13 protein-coding genes are annotated in these 17,840 nt (G+C 70.8%); 5 read left to right on the forward strand and 8 right to left on the reverse strand.

Annotated features, from left to right (window positions below; all coding sequences use genetic code 11):
• Positions 1 to 431: 431 nt before the first annotated feature.
• The 3 genes from ACTHK2_RS11865 to ACTHK2_RS11875 all read left to right on the forward strand — a co-directional run bounded on the left by ACTHK2_RS11865 (position 432) and on the right by ACTHK2_RS11875 (position 4,396).
• Positions 432 to 1,919 carry an FAD-dependent monooxygenase gene (locus ACTHK2_RS11865; protein WP_440245923.1) on the forward strand — a complete coding sequence of 496 codons (1,488 nt, stop codon included), beginning with the start codon at positions 432 to 434 and terminating at the stop codon, positions 1,917 to 1,919.
• 292 nt (positions 1,920 to 2,211) lie between these two features.
• The gene (locus ACTHK2_RS11870) at positions 2,212 to 2,712 is read left to right on the forward strand and encodes a lipocalin family protein (protein WP_440245924.1); all 501 of its coding nucleotides are present in this window, start codon (positions 2,212 to 2,214) and stop codon (positions 2,710 to 2,712) included.
• Positions 2,713 to 2,812: 100 nt separating this feature from the next.
• Positions 2,813 to 4,396, forward strand: a complete 1,584-nt coding sequence (locus tag ACTHK2_RS11875; RefSeq protein ID WP_440245925.1) for a Na+/H+ antiporter — start codon at positions 2,813 to 2,815, stop codon at positions 4,394 to 4,396.
• A 42-nt stretch (positions 4,397 to 4,438) separates the two neighbouring features.
• On the opposite strand, the gene ACTHK2_RS11880 is transcribed toward ACTHK2_RS11875, so the two are convergent.
• The 4 genes from ACTHK2_RS11880 to ACTHK2_RS11895 all read right to left on the reverse strand — a co-directional run bounded on the left by ACTHK2_RS11880 (position 4,439) and on the right by ACTHK2_RS11895 (position 8,928).
• The gene (locus ACTHK2_RS11880; RefSeq protein ID WP_440245926.1) at positions 4,439 to 5,044 is read right to left on the reverse strand and encodes a YajG family lipoprotein; all 606 of its coding nucleotides are present in this window, start codon (positions 5,042 to 5,044) and stop codon (positions 4,439 to 4,441) included.
• Between the two features lie 220 nt (positions 5,045 to 5,264).
• Complete coding sequence (locus ACTHK2_RS11885; RefSeq protein ID WP_440245927.1) at positions 5,265 to 5,969, reverse strand: phosphatase PAP2 family protein; 705 nt, start codon at positions 5,967 to 5,969, stop codon at positions 5,265 to 5,267.
• Positions 5,962 to 7,212 (reverse strand): flavodoxin-dependent (E)-4-hydroxy-3-methylbut-2-enyl-diphosphate synthase, encoded by a 1,251-nt coding sequence (ispG, locus tag ACTHK2_RS11890; protein WP_440245928.1) that lies wholly within the window; start codon positions 7,210 to 7,212, stop codon positions 5,962 to 5,964. The genes ACTHK2_RS11885 and ispG overlap by 8 nt, the downstream gene beginning before the upstream one ends.
• Before the next feature lie 45 nt (positions 7,213 to 7,257).
• Positions 7,258 to 8,928: a hypothetical protein gene (locus tag ACTHK2_RS11895; protein WP_440245929.1), complete on the reverse strand. Its 1,671-nt coding sequence runs from the start codon at positions 8,926 to 8,928 to the stop codon at positions 7,258 to 7,260.
• A gap of 116 nt (positions 8,929 to 9,044) precedes the next feature.
• Between ACTHK2_RS11895 and ACTHK2_RS11900 the strand changes: the two genes are divergently transcribed.
• Together ACTHK2_RS11900 and xseA are read left to right on the forward strand one after the other, a co-directional pair.
• Positions 9,045 to 10,490: a phospholipase D-like domain-containing protein gene (locus ACTHK2_RS11900; RefSeq protein WP_440245930.1), complete on the forward strand. Its 1,446-nt coding sequence runs from the start codon at positions 9,045 to 9,047 to the stop codon at positions 10,488 to 10,490.
• Positions 10,491 to 10,546: 56 nt separating this feature from the next.
• Positions 10,547 to 11,902 (forward strand): exodeoxyribonuclease VII large subunit, encoded by a 1,356-nt coding sequence (gene xseA / locus ACTHK2_RS11905; protein ID WP_440245931.1) that lies wholly within the window; start codon positions 10,547 to 10,549, stop codon positions 11,900 to 11,902.
• On the opposite strand, the gene ACTHK2_RS11910 is transcribed toward xseA, so the two are convergent.
• The 4 genes from ACTHK2_RS11910 to ACTHK2_RS11925 form a co-directional block, all read right to left on the reverse strand.
• Positions 11,889 to 12,575, reverse strand: coding sequence for a hypothetical protein (locus ACTHK2_RS11910; RefSeq protein WP_440245932.1), 687 nt, complete (start codon positions 12,573 to 12,575; stop codon positions 11,889 to 11,891). The two genes, xseA and ACTHK2_RS11910, sit on opposite strands and share 14 nt — an antisense overlap.
• 132 nt (positions 12,576 to 12,707) lie before the next feature.
• The gene (locus ACTHK2_RS11915) at positions 12,708 to 14,567 is read right to left on the reverse strand and encodes a serine/threonine-protein kinase (RefSeq protein WP_440245933.1); all 1,860 of its coding nucleotides are present in this window, start codon (positions 14,565 to 14,567) and stop codon (positions 12,708 to 12,710) included.
• Between the two features lie 81 nt (positions 14,568 to 14,648).
• Positions 14,649 to 17,132 (reverse strand): choice-of-anchor Q domain-containing protein, encoded by a 2,484-nt coding sequence (locus ACTHK2_RS11920; RefSeq protein ID WP_440245934.1) that lies wholly within the window; start codon positions 17,130 to 17,132, stop codon positions 14,649 to 14,651.
• Between the two features lie 72 nt (positions 17,133 to 17,204).
• Positions 17,205 to 17,777: an ECF-type sigma factor gene (locus tag ACTHK2_RS11925; RefSeq protein WP_440245935.1), complete on the reverse strand. Its 573-nt coding sequence runs from the start codon at positions 17,775 to 17,777 to the stop codon at positions 17,205 to 17,207.
• Positions 17,778 to 17,840: the final 63 nt, after the last annotated feature.

The raw sequence follows: 17,840 nt of genomic DNA on the forward strand, positions 1-17,840 counted from the left end.
CGCAACCATGCGTCGACTTCGGCGGCGCGCTTCACCGCTCCGTACAGGCGGAAGACATCGTCGCGGCCGGCCAAGCCGCGCAGGTCCAACGGAAGGCGGCGGATGCGTTTGCTCATGTCATGAAAGGCATCGCGGATCCCATCGCCCCGCGGAATGCGGCGCACGTTTCCTGGCCTTCGGGCTGCGCGCTCCTTCGCCTTGGCGGGACCGACTACCTGCGATGCTGTTGCGCCCTGGCGGCGGCGGATCCGGCGCTGCGCGCCTCGATCCGACCTGGGGCGTTTTCGGTCCTCGATGGCTCTCGCGGCGAAGCTGAACGAACGCGCCGCGAATCCACCCTTTCCCGTTTCACTATCCTAAACCATCGGGGGCTTGCGGCAAGCCCCCGTCGGGGGCGCCCAATCGCCGGCCTCGAACGATCCGGAGGCCCCATGAACCATCCGTCATCATCCCTACGCAAGCATCACGAACACGCCGTCGTCGTCGCCGGCGGCGGGCCGACCGGGCTCATGCTCGCGGGCGAGCTCGCGCTCGCGGGTGTCGACGTCGCGGTCCTCGAGCGGCGCGCGAGCCAGGCGCTCGAGGGCTCGCGCGCGGGCGGCCTGCACGTGCGCACGCTCGAAGTGCTCGACCAGCGCGGCATCGCCGAGCGTTTCATCATGCAGGGCACGCGCCATCCGGTCGTGCACGTGCACCCCGCGCAGCTCGACATCAGCGACGCGCCGACGCGTCATCCGTATACGCTCGGGCTCTGGCAAGGGCACATCGAGCGCACACTTGCCGACTGGGTCGCCGAACTTCGCGTACCGATCCTGCGCGAGCGCGAGGTCGCCGGCTTCACGCAGGACGACGCCTACGTCGATGTGCATCTCGCCGACGGCACCTCGTTGCGGGCGCAGTACCTCATCGGCTGCGATGGCGGGCGCAGCGCGGTCCGCAAGGCCGCAGGCATCGGATTCCCGGGCTGGGATGCGACCAGGAGCTGGCTCATTGCGGAGGCACGCATGAGCGACGAGCCGGCATGGGGCATGCGCGAGGACGCCACCGGCACGCATGGCATCGGCCAGTCCGGTACCGAGGGTCTCGTCCGTCTCGTATTGACCGATCGCGAGCTGCACGCGGAGGGCGAGCCGACGCTGCGCGACATCAGCGACGCGCTCGTCGCGGTCTACGGCACGGACTTCGGCATCCACGATCCGGTCTGGATGTCGCGCTTCACGGACATGGCGCGCCAGGCCGCCGCTTACCGCGACCGTCGCGTGCTGCTCGCGGGCGATGCCGCGCACGTGCATCCGCCGGTCGGCGGACAAGGCCTCAACCTCGGCGTGCAGGATGCGGTGAACCTCGGCTGGAAGCTCGCACAGGTTATCAGGGGCGTCGCACACGATGCCCTGCTCGACACCTATCACGCCGAGCGCCATGCGGTCGGCGCGCGCGTGCTGCGCAACACGATGGCGCAGGTCGCGCTCGGCCGCAGCGACGAACGCACGAAGGCGCTCGCCACGGTGATGATCGAGCTGCTCGGCGCCGACGATGCGCGGCGCCGGTTCGCCGCCGAGATGAGCGGCCTCGCGATCCGCTACGACGTCGGCGCGGGCCACCCGCTGCTCGGACGGCGCATGGCCGACCTCGATCTCACCACCGCCGGCGGGCCATTGCGCGTGTACACGCTGTTGCATGAGGCGCGCCCGCTGCTGCTCGATTTCATTGGCGACATCGACATCGCCGGATGGCGCGACCGCGTGCAGTACGTCGGCGCGCAGTGTGACGGACCCTGGGAGCTGCCCGCCATCGGCACGGTGCCCGCGCCGAGCGCCGTCCTCGTGCGTCCGGACGGCTACGTCGCCTGGGTCGGCGAAGGCTCGCACGAGGGGCTCACGGAGGCGCTCGCGACCTGGTTCGGGCCCGCCGCGACCTAGTCGTCGCGCGCAACGCGCAGTGGCCCGAACAGCGCGCCGTTGACTTCACCTCTCCCGCGCGCGGGAGAGGTCGCGCCGCAGGCGCGGGTGAGGGGTGCTTGCGACAGCATCCCACGCGTTCCCTCATCCGCCTCCGGCACCTCTTCCCGCAAGCGGGAGAAGGGACATCGGTGGGTACGACCGTGTCACGTGATGCCCGCTGAATGCTCGCCGACGCGCTGGCTCGCGGCGTTCCGCGGGATTCACGCCGCGACCCCTACAACGAGGCGCCCCGCCGCAGAGGATGTCCACGATGAACACCCACGACGAACCGCGCACCGTCCCTTCACTCGAACTGCACCGCTATCTCGGCACCTGGTACGAGATCGCGCGCCTGCCGGAGCGGCACGAGCCTGCCGAGTACAGCGACATCACCGCGACCTACACCCTCAACGACGACGGCACCGTCCGCGTCGACAATCGTGCGCTCGACGATGAAGGCGAGCCCGCGCAGGTGATCGGGCAGGCGATGATCGTCGAGGGCAGCGGCAACGCGAAGCTCGAGGTGAGCTTCATGCCCGAGGGCTTGCGCTGGATCCCGTTCACCAGGGGCGACTACTGGGTCCTGCGTGTCGACGACGACTACCGCACCGCGCTCGTCGGCACGCCGAACCGCAAGCATCTCTGGTTGCTGTCGCGCGCGCCGACGATCGACGCAGCCACGCGCAGCGCGTTCCTCGAGACCGCCGTGGAGCAAGGCTACGATCTCGGCGAACTCATCACGACGCCGCATCGGGGCACGATGACGGCCTGAAGCGTGGACGCCGGACCCGCGCGGGTCCTGCGCGGCATCTCGACGCGGCGACCCGATTTCGGCCACAGTTCGCCGATCGACGACGCCGGGAATCGCCGCAATGGATTTCGTCCACCTGTTCCAGCTGAGCATCGCGATGATCCTCGCGATGATCATCCTGCACTACCTCGCCCATCGCGCGGGCCTGCCACCGCCGGTCGCGCTGATCGTCGGCGGCGCGACGCTCGGATTCGCGCCGGGACTGAGCTCATTCCCGATCAACCCCGAGCTCGTGCTCGAGGAGTTCCTGCCGCCGCTGAAGATGGACAGCGCATGGGTGATCGCGCTCGGCCAGTTGAAGCGTCATACGATCGGCATCGCCGCGCTCGCGGTCGGCGCAGTGCTGTTCACGACGCTCGTCGTCGCGGTCGTCGCGCACCTCCTGCTGCCGTCGCTGCCGTGGGCCGCGTGCGCCGCGCTCGGCGCGGTCGTCGCGCCGCCGGATGCGGTATCCGCGCGCGCCGTCCTCGAACGCGTGAAACTGCCGCGCCGGCTCAGGATCCTGCTCGAAGGAGAAAGCCTGCTCAACGATGCGACCGGCCTCGTGCTGTTCCGCTTCGCGATCGCGGCCGGCGTCACCGGCGAATTCAGCGCGGGTGCCGCGATCGGGGAGTTCGTGCTGCTCGCTGTCGGCGGAGCGGCGATCGGCAGCATCGTGGGCTATACCTGGGTCAAGCTCGCGCGCCGCCTCGACGACGAATACCTCATCATCGCCGCGACCTCACTGCTGTCGTGGATCTCCTATCTGCTCGCCGAGCGCGTGCACGTGTCCGGCGTGATCGCGACGGTCACCACCGGCCTCATCGTGAGCTGGCACGCGCACACCGTGATCTCGGCGTCGGCGCGCGTGCGCGGCGGGTCGTTCTGGGACACGATGATCTTCCTGATCGAGGCGGGCGTGTTCATGCTCATCGGCCTGTCGCTGCGCGGCGTGATCGAGCGCGCCGGCGGCCTCGGCCCGATCATCGACACGATGGGCCTGCCGAGCCTCGCGATCCTCGCCGCGATTACCGTCGCGCGTTTCGCGTGGATGTTCGCCTCCGACGCGATCATCCTCGCGTGCCAGCGCCTCGGCCTGACGCGCCACGCACCGATCGGCCCGCGCGCGTCGACCGTGCTGGGCTGGGCCGGCGTGCGCGGCGTCGTCACGCTCGCGCTCGCGCTGAGCGTGCCGGACGCGTTCCCCGGACACGACTTCATCCTCGTCGCCGCCTCGGTCGTGATCCTCGGCACCGTGCTGCTGCAGGCGACCACCTTCAATCGCGTGATCGCGTGGGCGAGGCTCTCCGAAGCGCCCTCGGAAAAGCCGCCGCTGACGATGAACGAGGCGGAAGCGGCCATGGCGCAGGTGCAGCTCGCGATCGTCGAGCGCAACGCCTACGACGCCGAAGGCAAGCTCATCCATCCACGCCTGCTCGATCGCTACCAGCGCAGAGCCAGTGCGAGCATCGACTATGCGGCCCGTCCGGACCATTACTCGCCGATGCTGCATGCGCATTTCGACCTCGTTCTCGCCGCCGTCGCGGTCGGCCGCGCGGAACTCATCCGCCTTCACCGCGCCGGCGATATCGACGACGACACCCTGCACGAACTCGAACGCGACCTCGACCTCGAGGAACTCGGCGCGCTGTCGGCGAAGTCCTGACCTGTTCCGCCCGCCGAACACGGAGCGCTCGTATCGGGCGTGCTACTTCGTCGCGGCCCTGGTCAGCGCCGCAACGAACTCCGTGTCGCCGAACAGCTTCGCCATGCCGTCCTGCAGCGCCCTTTCGAGTGCGATGCGCGCGTTGTTGCCGGTCGCGAGCTGGGTCATCGGCTCGATGCCCTGTGCGACGATCTGGCGGCGGTAAACGATGTCGCCATCCTTCGCCCGCACATCGACGGACAGGTTGAAATCCGCCACTGCGTCGCCGGCGAAGAAGCCCATCTTGTGGTCGTTGTAGAAGCGCGTGAGGTCGCCGGACACCTGCACGAGCGCCGGCGCCAGCGACGGCGTGAAGCCACGCAGTGCGAGTTCGGTTTCGATTGCCCTGCGCACGGTGGTGGCGACATCCTCGTTGGCGAGGATGGGCGCCATCTCCATGCCGTAGCCGTTCTTCTTCGAACCGACGCGACTGCGGTCGGGCCGGTCGTCGACCACCTCGACCGACACGGTGACGCCGCTCGCGCCGGGCACGGCCGCGGGCGCGGACTGGGCTGTGTAGGCAATGTCGATGCGGTCGGTGGTCAACGCGCAGCCGGACAGGAGCACGACGACACCGAGCGCCGCGAGACGGATGGCTTGAATCGACATGGGTGTCCCCTGAGCAATGCCACGCGGCCGCATCGCAGCCGCAGGTCGAGCATACAACGGTCGCATGATGCGTCCGCGCAGCGGCCCACACCTCCGTAGGAGCGGCTTCAGCGCGATGCTGTTCGACCCGCTCGGGCGTCCGGAGCATCGCGACTGAAGAAGTCGCTCCCACGGAAGGACCACGAACCGCCTCGACGCATCGTCCGCAAGCGCGAATGCGTCAGGCCGGACCCGTGCGCGACGACCATGGCCGCACGCCGAAGCGGAACACCATCCCGTACACCGCATATGTCCAGGCGACCGCCGCGGCCCAGCCCGCGATGATGTCCGACGGATAGTGCACGCCGAGGTAGATGCGCGACGCGCCGACCAGCACGACGAACACGCCCGACGCGGCGAGCACGGGCCAGCGCAGGCGCGTCCACCAGCACAGCAGCACGAGCACGCAGGCGAGCGTCATCGAACCCATCGCGTGCCCGCTCGGGAAACTGTAGTTGCCTTCGGGTGCGATCGATTCCCACAGGCTCGGCCGGTCGCGCGCGAACAGCGGCTTGGCCCCGAGGTTGAGCAGCGCCGAGCCGACGATCGAGATGCCCGCGAACAGCCCCTCGCGCATGCGTCGGCGCCAACCGAGCGCAACGACCAGCGCGGCGTCGAAAGGCACCACGCCCCACTGGTAACCGAGCGCGGCGACGACGACGAAGAAGCGGTCGAGGCCTGCGTGCTCGAGCGCGTGCGCGGCCTCGAGCAGCGGTTCGTCGAAGAAGAAGCCGTCGCTCTCGTGCAGCTCGTGCGCGATCAGGCCGAATCCGGCGAGCGGGACGAGCACGCCGAGGAAAACCAGCAGGAGCAGCAGGCCGTGCCGGCGCAGGAACGCGACGCCGAAGCGCGCTTCCGCGCGGACGGTGTCGCCCGCTTCAGTCATGCATTCGCGGCGCGTAGCGCCGCGCGACGTAGTCCTCGACGACGCCGACGAACTCCTGCGCGATGTTGTCTCCGCGCAGGGTCATCGCCTTGCTGCCGTCGATGAATACCGGCGCCGCCGGCGCCTCGCCGGTACCCGGCAGGGAAATGCCGATATCGGCGTGCTTGGATTCGCCCGGTCCGTTGACGACGCAGCCCATCACCGCGAGCGTGAGGTTTTCGACGCCGTCGTACTTGAGGCGCCACTCGGGCATCTTCGCGCGCACATGGTCCTGCACGGTCTTGGCGAGCTCCTGGAACAGCGTGCTCGTCGTGCGGCCGCAGCCGGGGCACGCAGTGACCAGCGGCGTGAACGCGCGCAGGCCCATCGTCTGCAGGAGTTCCTGCGCGACGATCACCTCGCGCGTGCGTGCTTCGCCCGGTTCCGGCGTCAGCGAGATGCGGATCGTGTCGCCGATGCCTTCCTGCAGCAGCACGGCGAGCGCCGCGCTCGACGCGACGATGCCTTTCGAACCCATGCCGGCCTCGGTGAGTCCCAGGTGCAAGGCGTAGTCGCAGCGCGCGGCGAGGTCGCGGTAGACCGCGATGAGTTCCTGCACGCCCGACACCTTGCACGAGAGGATGATGCGCTCGCGCGGCAGGCCGAGTTCCTCGGCGCGTGCGGCCGAATCGAGCGCAGATCGGATGAGCGCCTCGCGACCGACGCGCGCGGCGTCCCACGGCTCGGCGCGCGCATGGTTCTCGTCCATCAACGCGGCGACCATCGACTGGTCGAGCGAGCCCCAGTTTGCGCCGATGCGCACCGGCTTGGCGTAGCGCAGCGCGGTCTCGATGATCGCGGCGAACTGCGTGTCCTTCTTCTTGCCGAAGCCGACGTTGCCGGGATTGACGCGGTACTTCGCCAGTGCTTCGGCACAGGCGGGTTCGCGCTCGAGCAACTGGTGGCCGTTGTAGTGGAAGTCGCCGATCAGTGGCACGCCGACGCCACTCATGTCGAGGCGTTCGCGGATGCGCGGCACCGCGGCCGCTGCCTCGGGCGTGTTGACCGAGATGCGCACGCGCTCGGAACCGGCGCGCGCGAGTTCGGCGACCTGCTTGGCCGTCGAGGCGACGTCGGCGGTGTCGGTATTGGTCATCGACTGCACGACGATCGGCGCGCGGCCGCCGACGACGACCGAACGCACCGCGACCGGCACGCTCGCGCGTCGCGCGTGCGCGACGTCCGGGATGACACTGGAATTCATGGGGTGGCCTGACTCCGGGGCGGCGCCCGCACCGCCGCGCCGCGGTCAGTGCTGGGCCAGCCCAAAATGCTGGTAGATACCGGTCGCTTCAAGCACGCGCAGGTTGCCGATCCGCCCACTGCGCGCGGGCATCGGCGGTCCGATCAGGTCGGGCGGCGCGGTCAGCTCCAGCTCGCGCACGCCACGGTCGATCTCGGTCGATGCCAGCAGCGCATCGTAGTCCATTCCGGGCTCGGGTGGCTGCATCGCGCCGTTCAGCGGCGCGAGCAGCACGCCACGCACCGGCGGCCGCCGGCTGTCGTCGAGCGTGCGCAGTCCCACCGGCAACGCGCGCCGGGCGAGCAGTTCGACGCCGGCATCCACGCGACCCTCGTCGTCGATGCGAATCCAGCGGATGACTCCGACCATCCAGTCGCCGCGCTCGCCGTCGGCGTCCGCGGGCAGCGACAGGCCGACCAGTTCGGCGACGCGCGCGCGCACGCTTTCGTTGCCGCTGCCGCGCTCCCACAGCAGGCGGTAGCCGCCGAGGCCCTGGTCGATCACGCGCGCGGGGAATTTCAGCGTGCGCGTACTGCCGGTCGCGCCCTTCGCCCACGACGCGCCGTAGTCGAGGTCGGCGAGGCTGATGACCTGGCCGCGCACGTGCTGCATGAAGGTCTCGAAGTCCTCCCCGCCGGCCAGGGTCGCGTGCAGGTCCTGCAGGCCGATCACCGTGTCGAGCACGTGGCCGCCACCGACGCGCGCGTGGCTGCGTTCGCCGTGCGCGCTCCAGCCCGCGAGGAAACGGCGAGCGAGCGGCGCGTCGAGCGTCTGCGCAGGACCGCCGCGGCCGCGGATCGTCACGCTGCGCGCGCCCTCGACGGCCGCGAGCCGTTCGGCGACCACCGCGATCATCGGGGCGAGATGCAGCGACACCTCCTCCGATGTCGCGCTTGCGCTTTCTTCCGGCAGGTAACCCGGCCCGCGATCGACGTCCGTGCGCACGACCACGTCACCCGAGCCGCCGCGCTCGCGCAATTGGGCCAGCGGCGCGAGCACGCGCGCGAGCGCGACGAGTTCGCCCTGCTCGCGTTGCGTGTACCGGTACGGATTGGCGAGCGCGACGAGCAGCGCCTGCACGTAGGCGGTGCGCGCATCGATCTGGCCCTGTCCATCCTCGACGCTGCGGTCGGCGAGGCGCAGCGCCGCGATGTAGCGATGCACGTCGTGCAACGCCTGCCATGCCCCGGCCGGCGGCGTGCGATACAGCAGGCATGCCTTGTCGAGCCAGTCGGCGCCGTGCTGCAGCGCTCGTGTCGCTGCGAGCACGACCTGCTTGCTGCGCAGGAACGGCACCGATCCCGCGGGCGCGCAGAGCTCGGCGAGCGCGAGCCGGTAACCGAGCGCGAGTTCGGCCTGGAAACCGAGGGCGAGCGCGCCGAGTTCGCGCTTCTGCGGCGGCAGCGGGAAGCTCGAGCCGATGATCTGCTTGTCGGCCGCGGCGGCGAGCTGGGCGACCGTGCCGCGCAGCGTCTCCAGTGCCTCGAGCCGGCGCACGCCCTCGCTGCGCGTGCGGTTGAACGCCTGCAGGCCATCGAGCATGCGCCGGGCGGCGATCTGGAAGTTGGCCATCGGCAGCGCGTCGATCCACGCGCGCAGCGCGCGGGCGTCGTGCGCGAAGGCGCTGCCGGCGGGAGCCGGAAGGGAGGTGGCGAGACGGCGGTAGGCGGCGTTCATGCGCGAGCTCCTTGTACTGCGGCCTGAACCGGGAGTGCAAGGAGCGCGCCATCGCGAACCCGCTGCCGGCTGCAGCCGCTACACTTGACCGCATGGCCGCGACCGCTCCCCTCTCCATGCCGCCGACGCGCTCGTCCGCGCTGCGCCTGCTCGCCGAACAGTCGTTCAGCCGGGCCGCCGGCGCGCCCCTGCTCGCGGGCAACGCGGTCGACCTGCTCATCGACGCGCGCGCGGCCTTCGACGCCTGGCTCGCGGCGATCCGCGGTGCGACGCGCTCGATCCTGTTCGAGAATTACATTTTCCGCGACGACGAACTCGGCCGCGAATTCATCCAGGCGCTGGCCGAACGCGCGGCCGCGGGCGTACGGGTATGCATCGTGCGCGACTGGCTCGGTTGCCTCGGCCAGTCCGGCTCGCGCTTCTGGGCGCCGCTGCTCGCCGCGGGCGGCGAAGTGCGCGCCTACAACCCGCCGCGCTTCGCTAGCCCGTTCGGCTGGCTCTCGCGCGACCACCGCAAGCTCCTCGTGGTCGACCACACGGTCGGTTTCGTCGGCGGCATCTGCGTCAGCGGCACCTGGCTCGGCGACGCCGCGAAAGGGATCGAACCCTGGCGCGATACCGCGGTGACGGTGCGCGGACCCGCGGTGATCGAACTCGCGCACGCGTTCGCCGACGTCTGGGGGCAACTCGGCGCGCCGCTGCCGGACGAAGTGCCCGGCGCAGTCGCCCTGCCCAGCGGCCAGGTCGACCTGCGCGTCGTCGCGACGGTACCGAACATCGCGGGCCTCTATCGCCTCGACCAGCTCATCGCGGGCATGGCGCGCCGCAACCTCTGGCTGACGGACGCGTACTTCATCGGCGTCGCGCCGTACGTGCAGGCGCTCATCGCCGCCGCGCGCGACGGCGTCGACGTGCGCCTGCTCGTACCGGGCAGCAGCGACATTCCCGCCGTGGGCTCGTTGTCGCGCGCGGGGTACCGGCCGCTGCTCGAGGCGGGCATCCGCGTGTTCGAGTGGGACGGCTCGATGCTGCACGCCAAGACCGCGGTCGCGGACGGCCGCTGGGCGCGTGTCGGTTCGAGCAACCTCAACCTCGCGAGCTGGATCGGCAACTGCGAGATCGACCTCGCGATCGAGGACGATGCGTTCGCGCGCCGCATGGAAGCGCAATACGAGCAGGACCTCGCGCGCGCGACCGAGATCGTGCTGAAGATGCCCAAACGCCGCCGCGTGGTCGAGGAGCGAAAACCGCGCAACGGCCGCGCCCAGGGCGGCAGTTCCGGGCGCGCGGCCGCGGGTGCGTTGCGCCTCGCCAATTCGATCGGCGCGGCGATCACCAACCGGCGCGTGCTCGGCCCGGCCGAATGCACGCCGCTGCTCGTCGCGGGTGTCGCCTTGCTCGGCGCCGCCACGCTCGCGCTGGTGTGGCCGCGCCTGGTCGCCTGGCCGCTCGCCGCGCTGGCGATCTGGATCGGCGCCGCGCTGGTCGCGCGCTACGTCGACCTGCGCCGCAAGGCGCCGCCGGCCGCGCGCGACGACACGTCGTCGCGACCGCCGGGCTGAACGACCGGGCGCGCGCCCTTTGCGGTAACCTGTGCGGCCGCACGCGCAACGCCGCCATGTCCGATCCGGTCGCTCCTTCACGCACCAGCCGCGAGGTGTACACGCCGTCCGCGCTCGCGCGCCTCGTGCGCGACCTGCTCGAGGACGCGCTGCCGCTGGTCTGGGTCGAGGGCGAGATCTCGAACTTCTCGCGACCCGCTTCCGGGCATCTGTATTTCACGCTCAAGGATGCCGGTGCGCAGGTGCGCTGCGCGATGTTCCGGCCGCGCAGCACCTGGCTGCGCTTCCGTCCTGCCGACGGCATGCACGTGACGGCGCGCGTGCGCGTCAGCCTGTACGAACAGCGCGGCGAGTTCCAGCTCATCGTCGATTCGCTCGAGCCGACCGGTGATGGCGCCCTGCAGCGCGCGTTCGAGCAGCTCAAGGCGACGCTCGCCGCCGAAGGCCTGTTCGAGGCCGCCCTCAAGCGTGCCCTGCCACCGCTGCCGCGGCGCATCGGCGTGCTCACGTCCGCGAGCGGAGCGGCCGTGCGCGACGTGCTCAGCGTGATCGCGCGACGCTTCCCGCTCGCCGCCATCGACGTGCTGCCGGTGCCCGTGCAGGGGCGCGAAGCGCCCGGCGCGATCGTCGCGATGCTCCAGGCCGCATCACGCGCACGGCGCCACGACGTACTGCTGCTCACGCGCGGCGGCGGCTCGCTCGAGGACCTGTGGGCATTCAATGACGAAGGCGTCGCACGCGCGATCCGCGCGAGCGCGATCCCGGTGGTCAGCGCGATCGGCCACGAGATCGACTTCACGATCGCCGACTTCGTCGCGGACCTGCGCGCGCCGACGCCGTCGGCGGCGGCGGAGTTGCTGGTACCCGACGCGCGCGACCTCGCGCGTGCGCTCGCGCGACACCGAGAGCGCGTGCTGCAGCTGCTGCGGCGCATGCTCGAATCGCGCACGCAGCGGATCGACCACCTGCTCGCGCGCCTCAACGCGCAGCGCCCGCAGGCGCGCCTCGCGCGTGCCGACGAGCGCCTGCACGCGCTGCGCCGGCGCCTGTTCGAGCGCATCGACGGCGTCGTCGAACGGCGCGAAGCGCGCACCCATCAGGCGCGCGTGCGGCTGTTCGCGCAGCATCCGACCGCGCTGCTCGCGCGGCGCGACGAACATGCATTCCGGCTGGTCGAGCGCCTGCGCCTCGCGACGCGGCACGGCGTCGAACGCCGTCGCGCGCGCCTGGGTGAACTCGCGCGCACGTTGCACGCGGTGAGCCCGCTGGCCACGCTCGAACGCGGTTACGCGATCCTGCTCGACGACAGCGCCGGCGAGGTGGTGCGTTCGGTCGCGCAAGCCGTGCCCGGGCGCGCGTTGCGGGCACGCGTGGTCGACGGCGAGTTCGCGCTCGTCGTCAAGGACCGCTGACCGGCGCGACTGCGGGAGTTTCGAGCGCGGCGATACGCGCGCGGATTAGCGCCAGCTGCGGCGGTTCGCCGACCCAGATCGTCGCGAGTCGGCGTTCCGCGCCGCGGTAGTCCTCGAGCGCGGCATCGCGCTCGCCCGCCTGCGCCTCGATCGCGGCGATTTGCGCGAGTACATTGGCATCGTCGAGCGTGGGGGTCGTCGCGGCGCGGGCGTCGGCGAGCAGCGGCGCGAGTGGCGCGCGGGCGGCCTCGGCCTCGCCGGCGGCGACCAGGCGGCGCGCCTCGAGCAATCGCCAGCGACGCCGCGGGCGGCCTTCGTCCGCGGCGATGTCGGCGTCGAGTGCATGCAGCAGCGGTACCGCTTCCGCGGCAGACAGCTCGAGCAGCGCCTCGGCGAGGTTCAACCGCACGATCACGCATGGCGGCGTCGTGCCGTCCTTGCACAGCAGCTCCGACGCGCTTTCGAATGCGTGCCGCGCGTCCTGCGCGTGGCCGCGCGCAAGTTCGGCACTGCCGAGCATGTTGTGCACGGCAGCGAGGTTCGCGCTCTTGGTGTCAATGCGCGCGACGAGGTCATGCAGGCCCTGCGCAGCGTCGTCGAAACGGCCGATCGTCGCCTGCGTGCTCGCCAGTTCCCACGCGATCGCGTCGGCAAGTTCATGGTCGGTCGGCATGTCCGTGCGCGCGTGTTCGAGTGCGTCGCGCAGCAGCGGCTCGGCCTCGATGCCGCGCCCGTTCGCGGCGAGTGCGCCGGCATACTGCTGTTCCGCATACAGCCGCGCGCCGGGCGGTGCGGCACCCGCGAGCTAGCCGACGATGAGCCAGGCCTCCGCAGCGGGCGGGAGCGCGTCGCCGGCCCGGCCGACCGCGCGCAGCAGCGACGCCTGGTTGCCCAGCGCGCCGGCATACTCCAGCGACGATTCACCCGCGGCGGCGCGATACAGCTGCACCGACTCGCTCGACAGCGCGGCGATCGCCGCGTAGTCGCCCGTGTTGAAGGCGTCGTCGACCTTGTATTCGAGCGCCTTGGCGAGCATCAGTCGTCCGGCGTCACCCGCTGCGCGCAGGCGCGCGATCGCGGCGTCGATGTCGGCGAGTGCGCCGCGATCGCCGTCGCCGACGAGGCGATAGTGCGCAAGGCGCGCGCGCGCGGCCTCGGTCGACACCGCAGCGGGTTCGCCGGCGAGCTCGCCGGCGCGGACCGCCTCGTGCAGCGTGGCTTCGGCGGACGCGCGGTCGCCTAGCGAGACATAAACCTCGCCGATCTCGCCGAGCAGGCGCGCGGCCATCACCGGATCGCGCGCGGTGTCGGCGGCGATGCGCGTGCGCGCGTTCGCGAGCAGGTCGACCGCGCGCGTCGCCCCACCTTTCGCGCGCCACGGGTCCGCACCGAGGAACACATCCTCGAGCACGCCGAGCGCGTTCTCGGTCGATCGCTCAGCGCGGCGCAGCTCGCGCGCTTCGCGCACGGCGAGTCCGAGGCCGATGCCGAGCGCGAGCACGACGGCAGCAGCCGCGCCGGCCGCGGCGCGATGCCGGCGCAGGAACATGCGCGCGCGGTAGGCGAGCGTGTCGTCGGTCGCGCTGACCGGCTCGTTGCGCGACCAGCGGCCGAGATCGTCCGCGAGTGCGGCGACGCTCGCGTAGCGGCGGCCGATATCGCGGTGCATCGCGCGTCGCACGATGCGGGCGATGTCGCCGCGCAGCGCACGCTGCAATGCGGGACCGGTCGTGCCGCGCGCGGCCGCGCGCGCGTCGAGCAGGCCGTCGTCGGTGGCGGCATCAAGGCGGCCGGTCGTGCCGACGCTTCCGGCGCGAGCGACGCGGCGTCCGGCGAGCAGTTCGTGCAGCAGCAGGCCGAGCTGGTACACGTCGGTCTGTGTCGTGATCGGGCCGTGCGCGAACTGCTCCGGCGCGGCGTACTCGGGCGTCATTGCCGCATGCGTGCGCGTCGCGTCGGCCGCGCCGTCGAGCAGCTTGGCGATGCCGAAGTCGAGCAGCTTGACCTCGCCGTCGGCGGTGACGAGCACGTTCGGCGGCTTGAGGTCGCGATGCACGACGAGGTTGCGATGCGCGTACGCGACCGCCTCGCATGCGCCGAGGAACAGTTCGACGCGGCGCGCGAGTCCGAGCCGGCGCGCATCGCACCATGCGGTGAGCGGCTCGCCGTCGACCAGTTCCATCGCGAACCACGGCCGGCCATCGCTGGTCAGGCCGCCGTCGAGCAGGCGTGCGATGTTCGGGTGGGCGAGCCCGGCGAGGATCTGCCGCTCGCGCATGAAGCGCGCGAGCACGTCCTCCGAATCCATGCCGCGCTTGACCACCTTGAGCGCGACCGGCTGGCGCGTGACGCCCGCGACGGGCGTCGCGTGATAGACCGTGCCCATGCCGCCGCTGCCGATGCGGCGCTCGATGCGGAACGGCCCGACCATCGCGCCGAGCAGCGGATCGAGCGCCGGATCGGCGTTCTCGCCGATGCGTTCGAACGCCTGCTCGGGCGCGTCGTCGAGCTGCAGCAGGGCCCATGCTTCATCGTGCAGGGACGCGTCGCCGGCAGCCTCGCGCGCGAGCCAGGCGGCACGCTCGCCCGGCGCGCGTTCGAGGCCTGCGCGCGCGAGCGCAAGCGCGCGGCGCAGCCGTTCGGTGCGGTCGTCGTGTGCGTTCATCGAAGATCCCCTTCGATGCGGATCCTAATCGGACGCGCTCCAAAGATCACGATCGCGACGCGGAATGGTGCGGCGCGCGCATCAGTGCGGCGCTTCGAAGCCGTCCTCGAAGATCGCATCGTCGTCGCCCTCGTGGACGCAGTTGCCGAGCTCGGACGTGTTGCCGGCCGGGTCGGTGACCGTCGCACTGATCGCGCCGAGCGGCAGGTCGCCCCATCCGAACGGCACGCTCGCGGTGAACGGGACGTTGCCGAGCGCACCGGTCGTCACCGCGGTTCGCATGAGTGGATACAACGCGAGGCCGCGCCCGGCCGCATTGGCGCTGCAGGTCGCGCCGTAGTAGAGGTCGAGCCGGTAGGTCGTGTTCGGCGCGCTGTCCAGCGTGCCCGTGACGACCTCGATGCCGTGGGCGAAATCGCGCGCGGCGCTCGTCAGCACCGGATAGTTCTGCAGTGCGTTCGGCCCCGTGGCCGGGTTGGTCGCCTGGTTCGCGCTGGGACCGGCTGCAGCCAGATCGATGTCGAGGCCGCCGTTGGAGACGAATTCGTTGTCGAGCACGCTGTTGCCGGTGCCGCCGGACGGCGAAATCCACACGCCCGGGCCCGAGCTCGCGACGATGAAGTTGCCGCCCCAAGTCGCGTTGAGCGGCGCGCCGATCGTGTTGTTCCTCGCAGCGAAGCTGACCAGGACCCCGGCGCTGCCGTTGCCCGACGGCGAGCCGTCGTAGGCCATGCCGATCACGTTGTACTGCACGCGATTGCCGTTCGAGCCGCTGCCGGAAAGGATCACGCCGCTCGACAGGTTGTTGCCGATGTAGTTGTACTGGATGGCGTTGTTCTTCGAGTTGAAAACGAACACGCCGTTTGCGTTCGGGCTGCCAGAGAGGCCATCGGGCACGAAGCCGATGACGTTGTTGGCCACCACGGAGCCGCCGGCGGTGTTGTCGAGCTGGATCCCCGCGGCACTGCTGCCGGCGATGAGGTTGACCGCCGATTCGTCGTCGTAGCCGCCGATGAACGCGGGGCCGGAATTGCCGGTGACGCGGATCGCGCTCGCGTTCGCGGGCGTGAACGGGACCGCGCCGAACTGGTTGCCGGCGATCGAGTGTCCGCGACCACCTCCGAGTTTGATCGCCGCGTCGTTGAAGCCGGCGAAACCGATTCCGCGCACCACGAGGCGCGCATTCGCCGGCGCGCTCGCCGGCACGTGCAGCGCCCACGGCGTGTTCGGATTGGCCGCGCCGTTGACGTAGAAGCAGAGATTCGCGTCGAACGCGCCATAGCGGGTATTCGGCGTCCAGCCGGCCTGGCTGGTACCGTCGACCGTCACGTCGCCGGTCACGTCCAGCATCGGCGCGGCGAGGGAGAGCAGGCGCGGGCAACCGCCGGCGATGTTGAAGCGGATCGTGTAGGGACCCGTCGCGGCATTGGCGGCCTTGATCGCCGCGCGCAGCGAACCCGGCGTCGGCGACGTATCGTTGCCGTTGTCCGCCGTCGTGCTGACGATCGCGGTGGTCGAATCGTCGATCGGCGACTCGTACGCGCCGCGGTCGATTCGGCTGCCGACGATGCGGGTGCCGCCGGCAATGTCGTGCGCCGGGAAACCCCACAATTGCAGGAATGCACCGCTGTTGATCGCGGGGGAGTTCGACTGGAGCCTGTAGTTGCCGCCGACGGGGTCGACGAAGCGCGGATCCGACGCCAGGTTGGTCGCGTCCGGCATGTAACCCGTCGTCGTACCGATCATGTTCTGATAGACGAGCAGCGGATTGGATGCCGTCGCGAACTGCCCCAGCGAAAGATCGGCCGTGCCGTTGCCGCGCAGGATGTTGTCGGCGATCTCGCTCAGGCGGCTGCTGTCGGAATTGATGCTCGTGCCGACGCGCAGGCCGGGGCCGCTGTTGTCGGCGATCGTATTGTTGGTAGCGACCAGCATCGAGTCGGCACCGTAGCTGTACATCGCGTGGACCGCGGCCGAATCCGAGCCCGGCTGGACCGTGTTGTGCGCGACGAGGTTGTCGACGAAGCGCATCTGCGCACCGCTGACGTAGACGACCTTGGCGGCGGTATTGTTCACGAACCGGCTGTAGCGGATCTCGATCGTCGAGGTGTCGCTGGTGTCGACGTCGAGGCCGAGCGAAAGCGCGGCCTGGTTGGCGTCGCCGCCGACGAGCCGGGTGAACGTGACCCCTTCGATGAGCAGGTCCGCGTCGCCGTGGACCGTCACGCCCATCCGCGCACCACTCTGGCCGAGGCCGTCGATGACGGTGTTGGTCGGGTCGACGGTGCGGCTCGCGCAGCCGGCCGTGTAGCCGCCGAGCAGCTTCAAGCCGACCGATTCCGGGTAGCTGCTGTAGTAGACGGCGCCGAGCGTGGAACCGATCGCGTAGGTTCCCTTGACCAGTTTGATCGTGAGCGTCGTGCCGTCCGGCGCGGTATTGAAGGCGCCGAGCGCGTTGGCCAGCGTCGCGGTGTCGGCGACACAGACGGTGAGCGCCGAGGCGGCCCTGCCGGCGAACAGGCACAGCAGGAACAGCAGCGGAGCGAACGGCTTGGTCAGGCGCATGGCACGTCTCGCAAGGGATCCTGACTGACCCTTACGAAGACGGACCCGCCCGACTGCCAGTCGCGCGCCGGCTCAGTCGGTTTCGCCGATGAAGCGCAGCAGGAACATGCGCGCGGCGCGCCAGTCGCGGAACACCGTTCGTTCGCTGACCCCGCGCAGCTCGGCGATTTCGCCGAAGCCGAGGCCGCCGAACAGGTGCATCTCGGCGAGCTCGGCGAGCGCGGCGTCCGTGGCGGCGAGTCCGGTCATGACGCGGTCGAGCGCGAGCACGTCGAACGGTTCGTCGGCGGCGACGTCCGACGCCGCGCCGAGCGTGAGCGCCTCGTGCCCTTCGCCGCGCTTGCCGGCGGCGCGCGTGCGCGCGCGGTCGATGAGCAGCTGGCGCATCGCGCGCGCCGCGAGGTTGAAGAAGTGCCGCCGGCTTTCCACCGACAGGGTACGCCCCGACAGGCGCAGCCAGGTTTCGTTGACGAGCTCGGTCGTGCACAGCGTCTGGCGCGGCCCGACCCGCAGCAGCACGTGCGCCTGCGCACGGAATTCGTCGTAGAGCATGGCGAACAGCCGGTCGGTCGCGTCCGCACGCCCGCCGCGCACGCCCTCGAGCAGCGCCTCGATCTCCGCCGTGTCCCCTGCCCCGTTGGCCATGGCGCGAGTCTAGCAGGCCGCGATGACGGACCGCCCGGCCGTGCGCGCCCGGCGATGCTGCCC

The sequence above is a fragment of the Dokdonella sp. genome, assembly GCF_051958935.1.
GTDB lineage: Bacteria > Pseudomonadota > Gammaproteobacteria > Xanthomonadales > Rhodanobacteraceae > Dokdonella_A.

Coding starts and splice junctions, on each gene's coding strand:
- ACTHK2_RS11865 (WP_440245923.1), top strand. CDS start 432: ATGAACCATCCGTCATCATCCCTACGCAAGCATCACGAACACGCCGTC.
- ACTHK2_RS11870 (WP_440245924.1), top strand. CDS start 2,212: ATGAACACCCACGACGAACCGCGCACCGTCCCTTCACTCGAACTGCAC.
- ACTHK2_RS11875 (WP_440245925.1), top strand. CDS start 2,813: ATGGATTTCGTCCACCTGTTCCAGCTGAGCATCGCGATGATCCTCGCG.
- ACTHK2_RS11880 (WP_440245926.1), bottom strand. CDS start 5,044: ATGTCGATTCAAGCCATCCGTCTCGCGGCGCTCGGTGTCGTCGTGCTC.
- ACTHK2_RS11885 (WP_440245927.1), bottom strand. CDS start 5,969: ATGACTGAAGCGGGCGACACCGTCCGCGCGGAAGCGCGCTTCGGCGTC.
- ispG (WP_440245928.1), bottom strand. CDS start 7,212: ATGAATTCCAGTGTCATCCCGGACGTCGCGCACGCGCGACGCGCGAGC.
- ACTHK2_RS11895 (WP_440245929.1), bottom strand. CDS start 8,928: ATGAACGCCGCCTACCGCCGTCTCGCCACCTCCCTTCCGGCTCCCGCC.
- ACTHK2_RS11900 (WP_440245930.1), top strand. CDS start 9,045: ATGCCGCCGACGCGCTCGTCCGCGCTGCGCCTGCTCGCCGAACAGTCG.
- xseA (WP_440245931.1), top strand. CDS start 10,547: ATGTCCGATCCGGTCGCTCCTTCACGCACCAGCCGCGAGGTGTACACG.
- ACTHK2_RS11910 (WP_440245932.1), bottom strand. CDS start 12,575: ATGCCGACCGACCATGAACTTGCCGACGCGATCGCGTGGGAACTGGCG.
- ACTHK2_RS11915 (WP_440245933.1), bottom strand. CDS start 14,567: ATGAACGCACACGACGACCGCACCGAACGGCTGCGCCGCGCGCTTGCG.
- ACTHK2_RS11920 (WP_440245934.1), bottom strand. CDS start 17,132: ATGCGCCTGACCAAGCCGTTCGCTCCGCTGCTGTTCCTGCTGTGCCTG.
- ACTHK2_RS11925 (WP_440245935.1), bottom strand. CDS start 17,777: ATGGCCAACGGGGCAGGGGACACGGCGGAGATCGAGGCGCTGCTCGAG.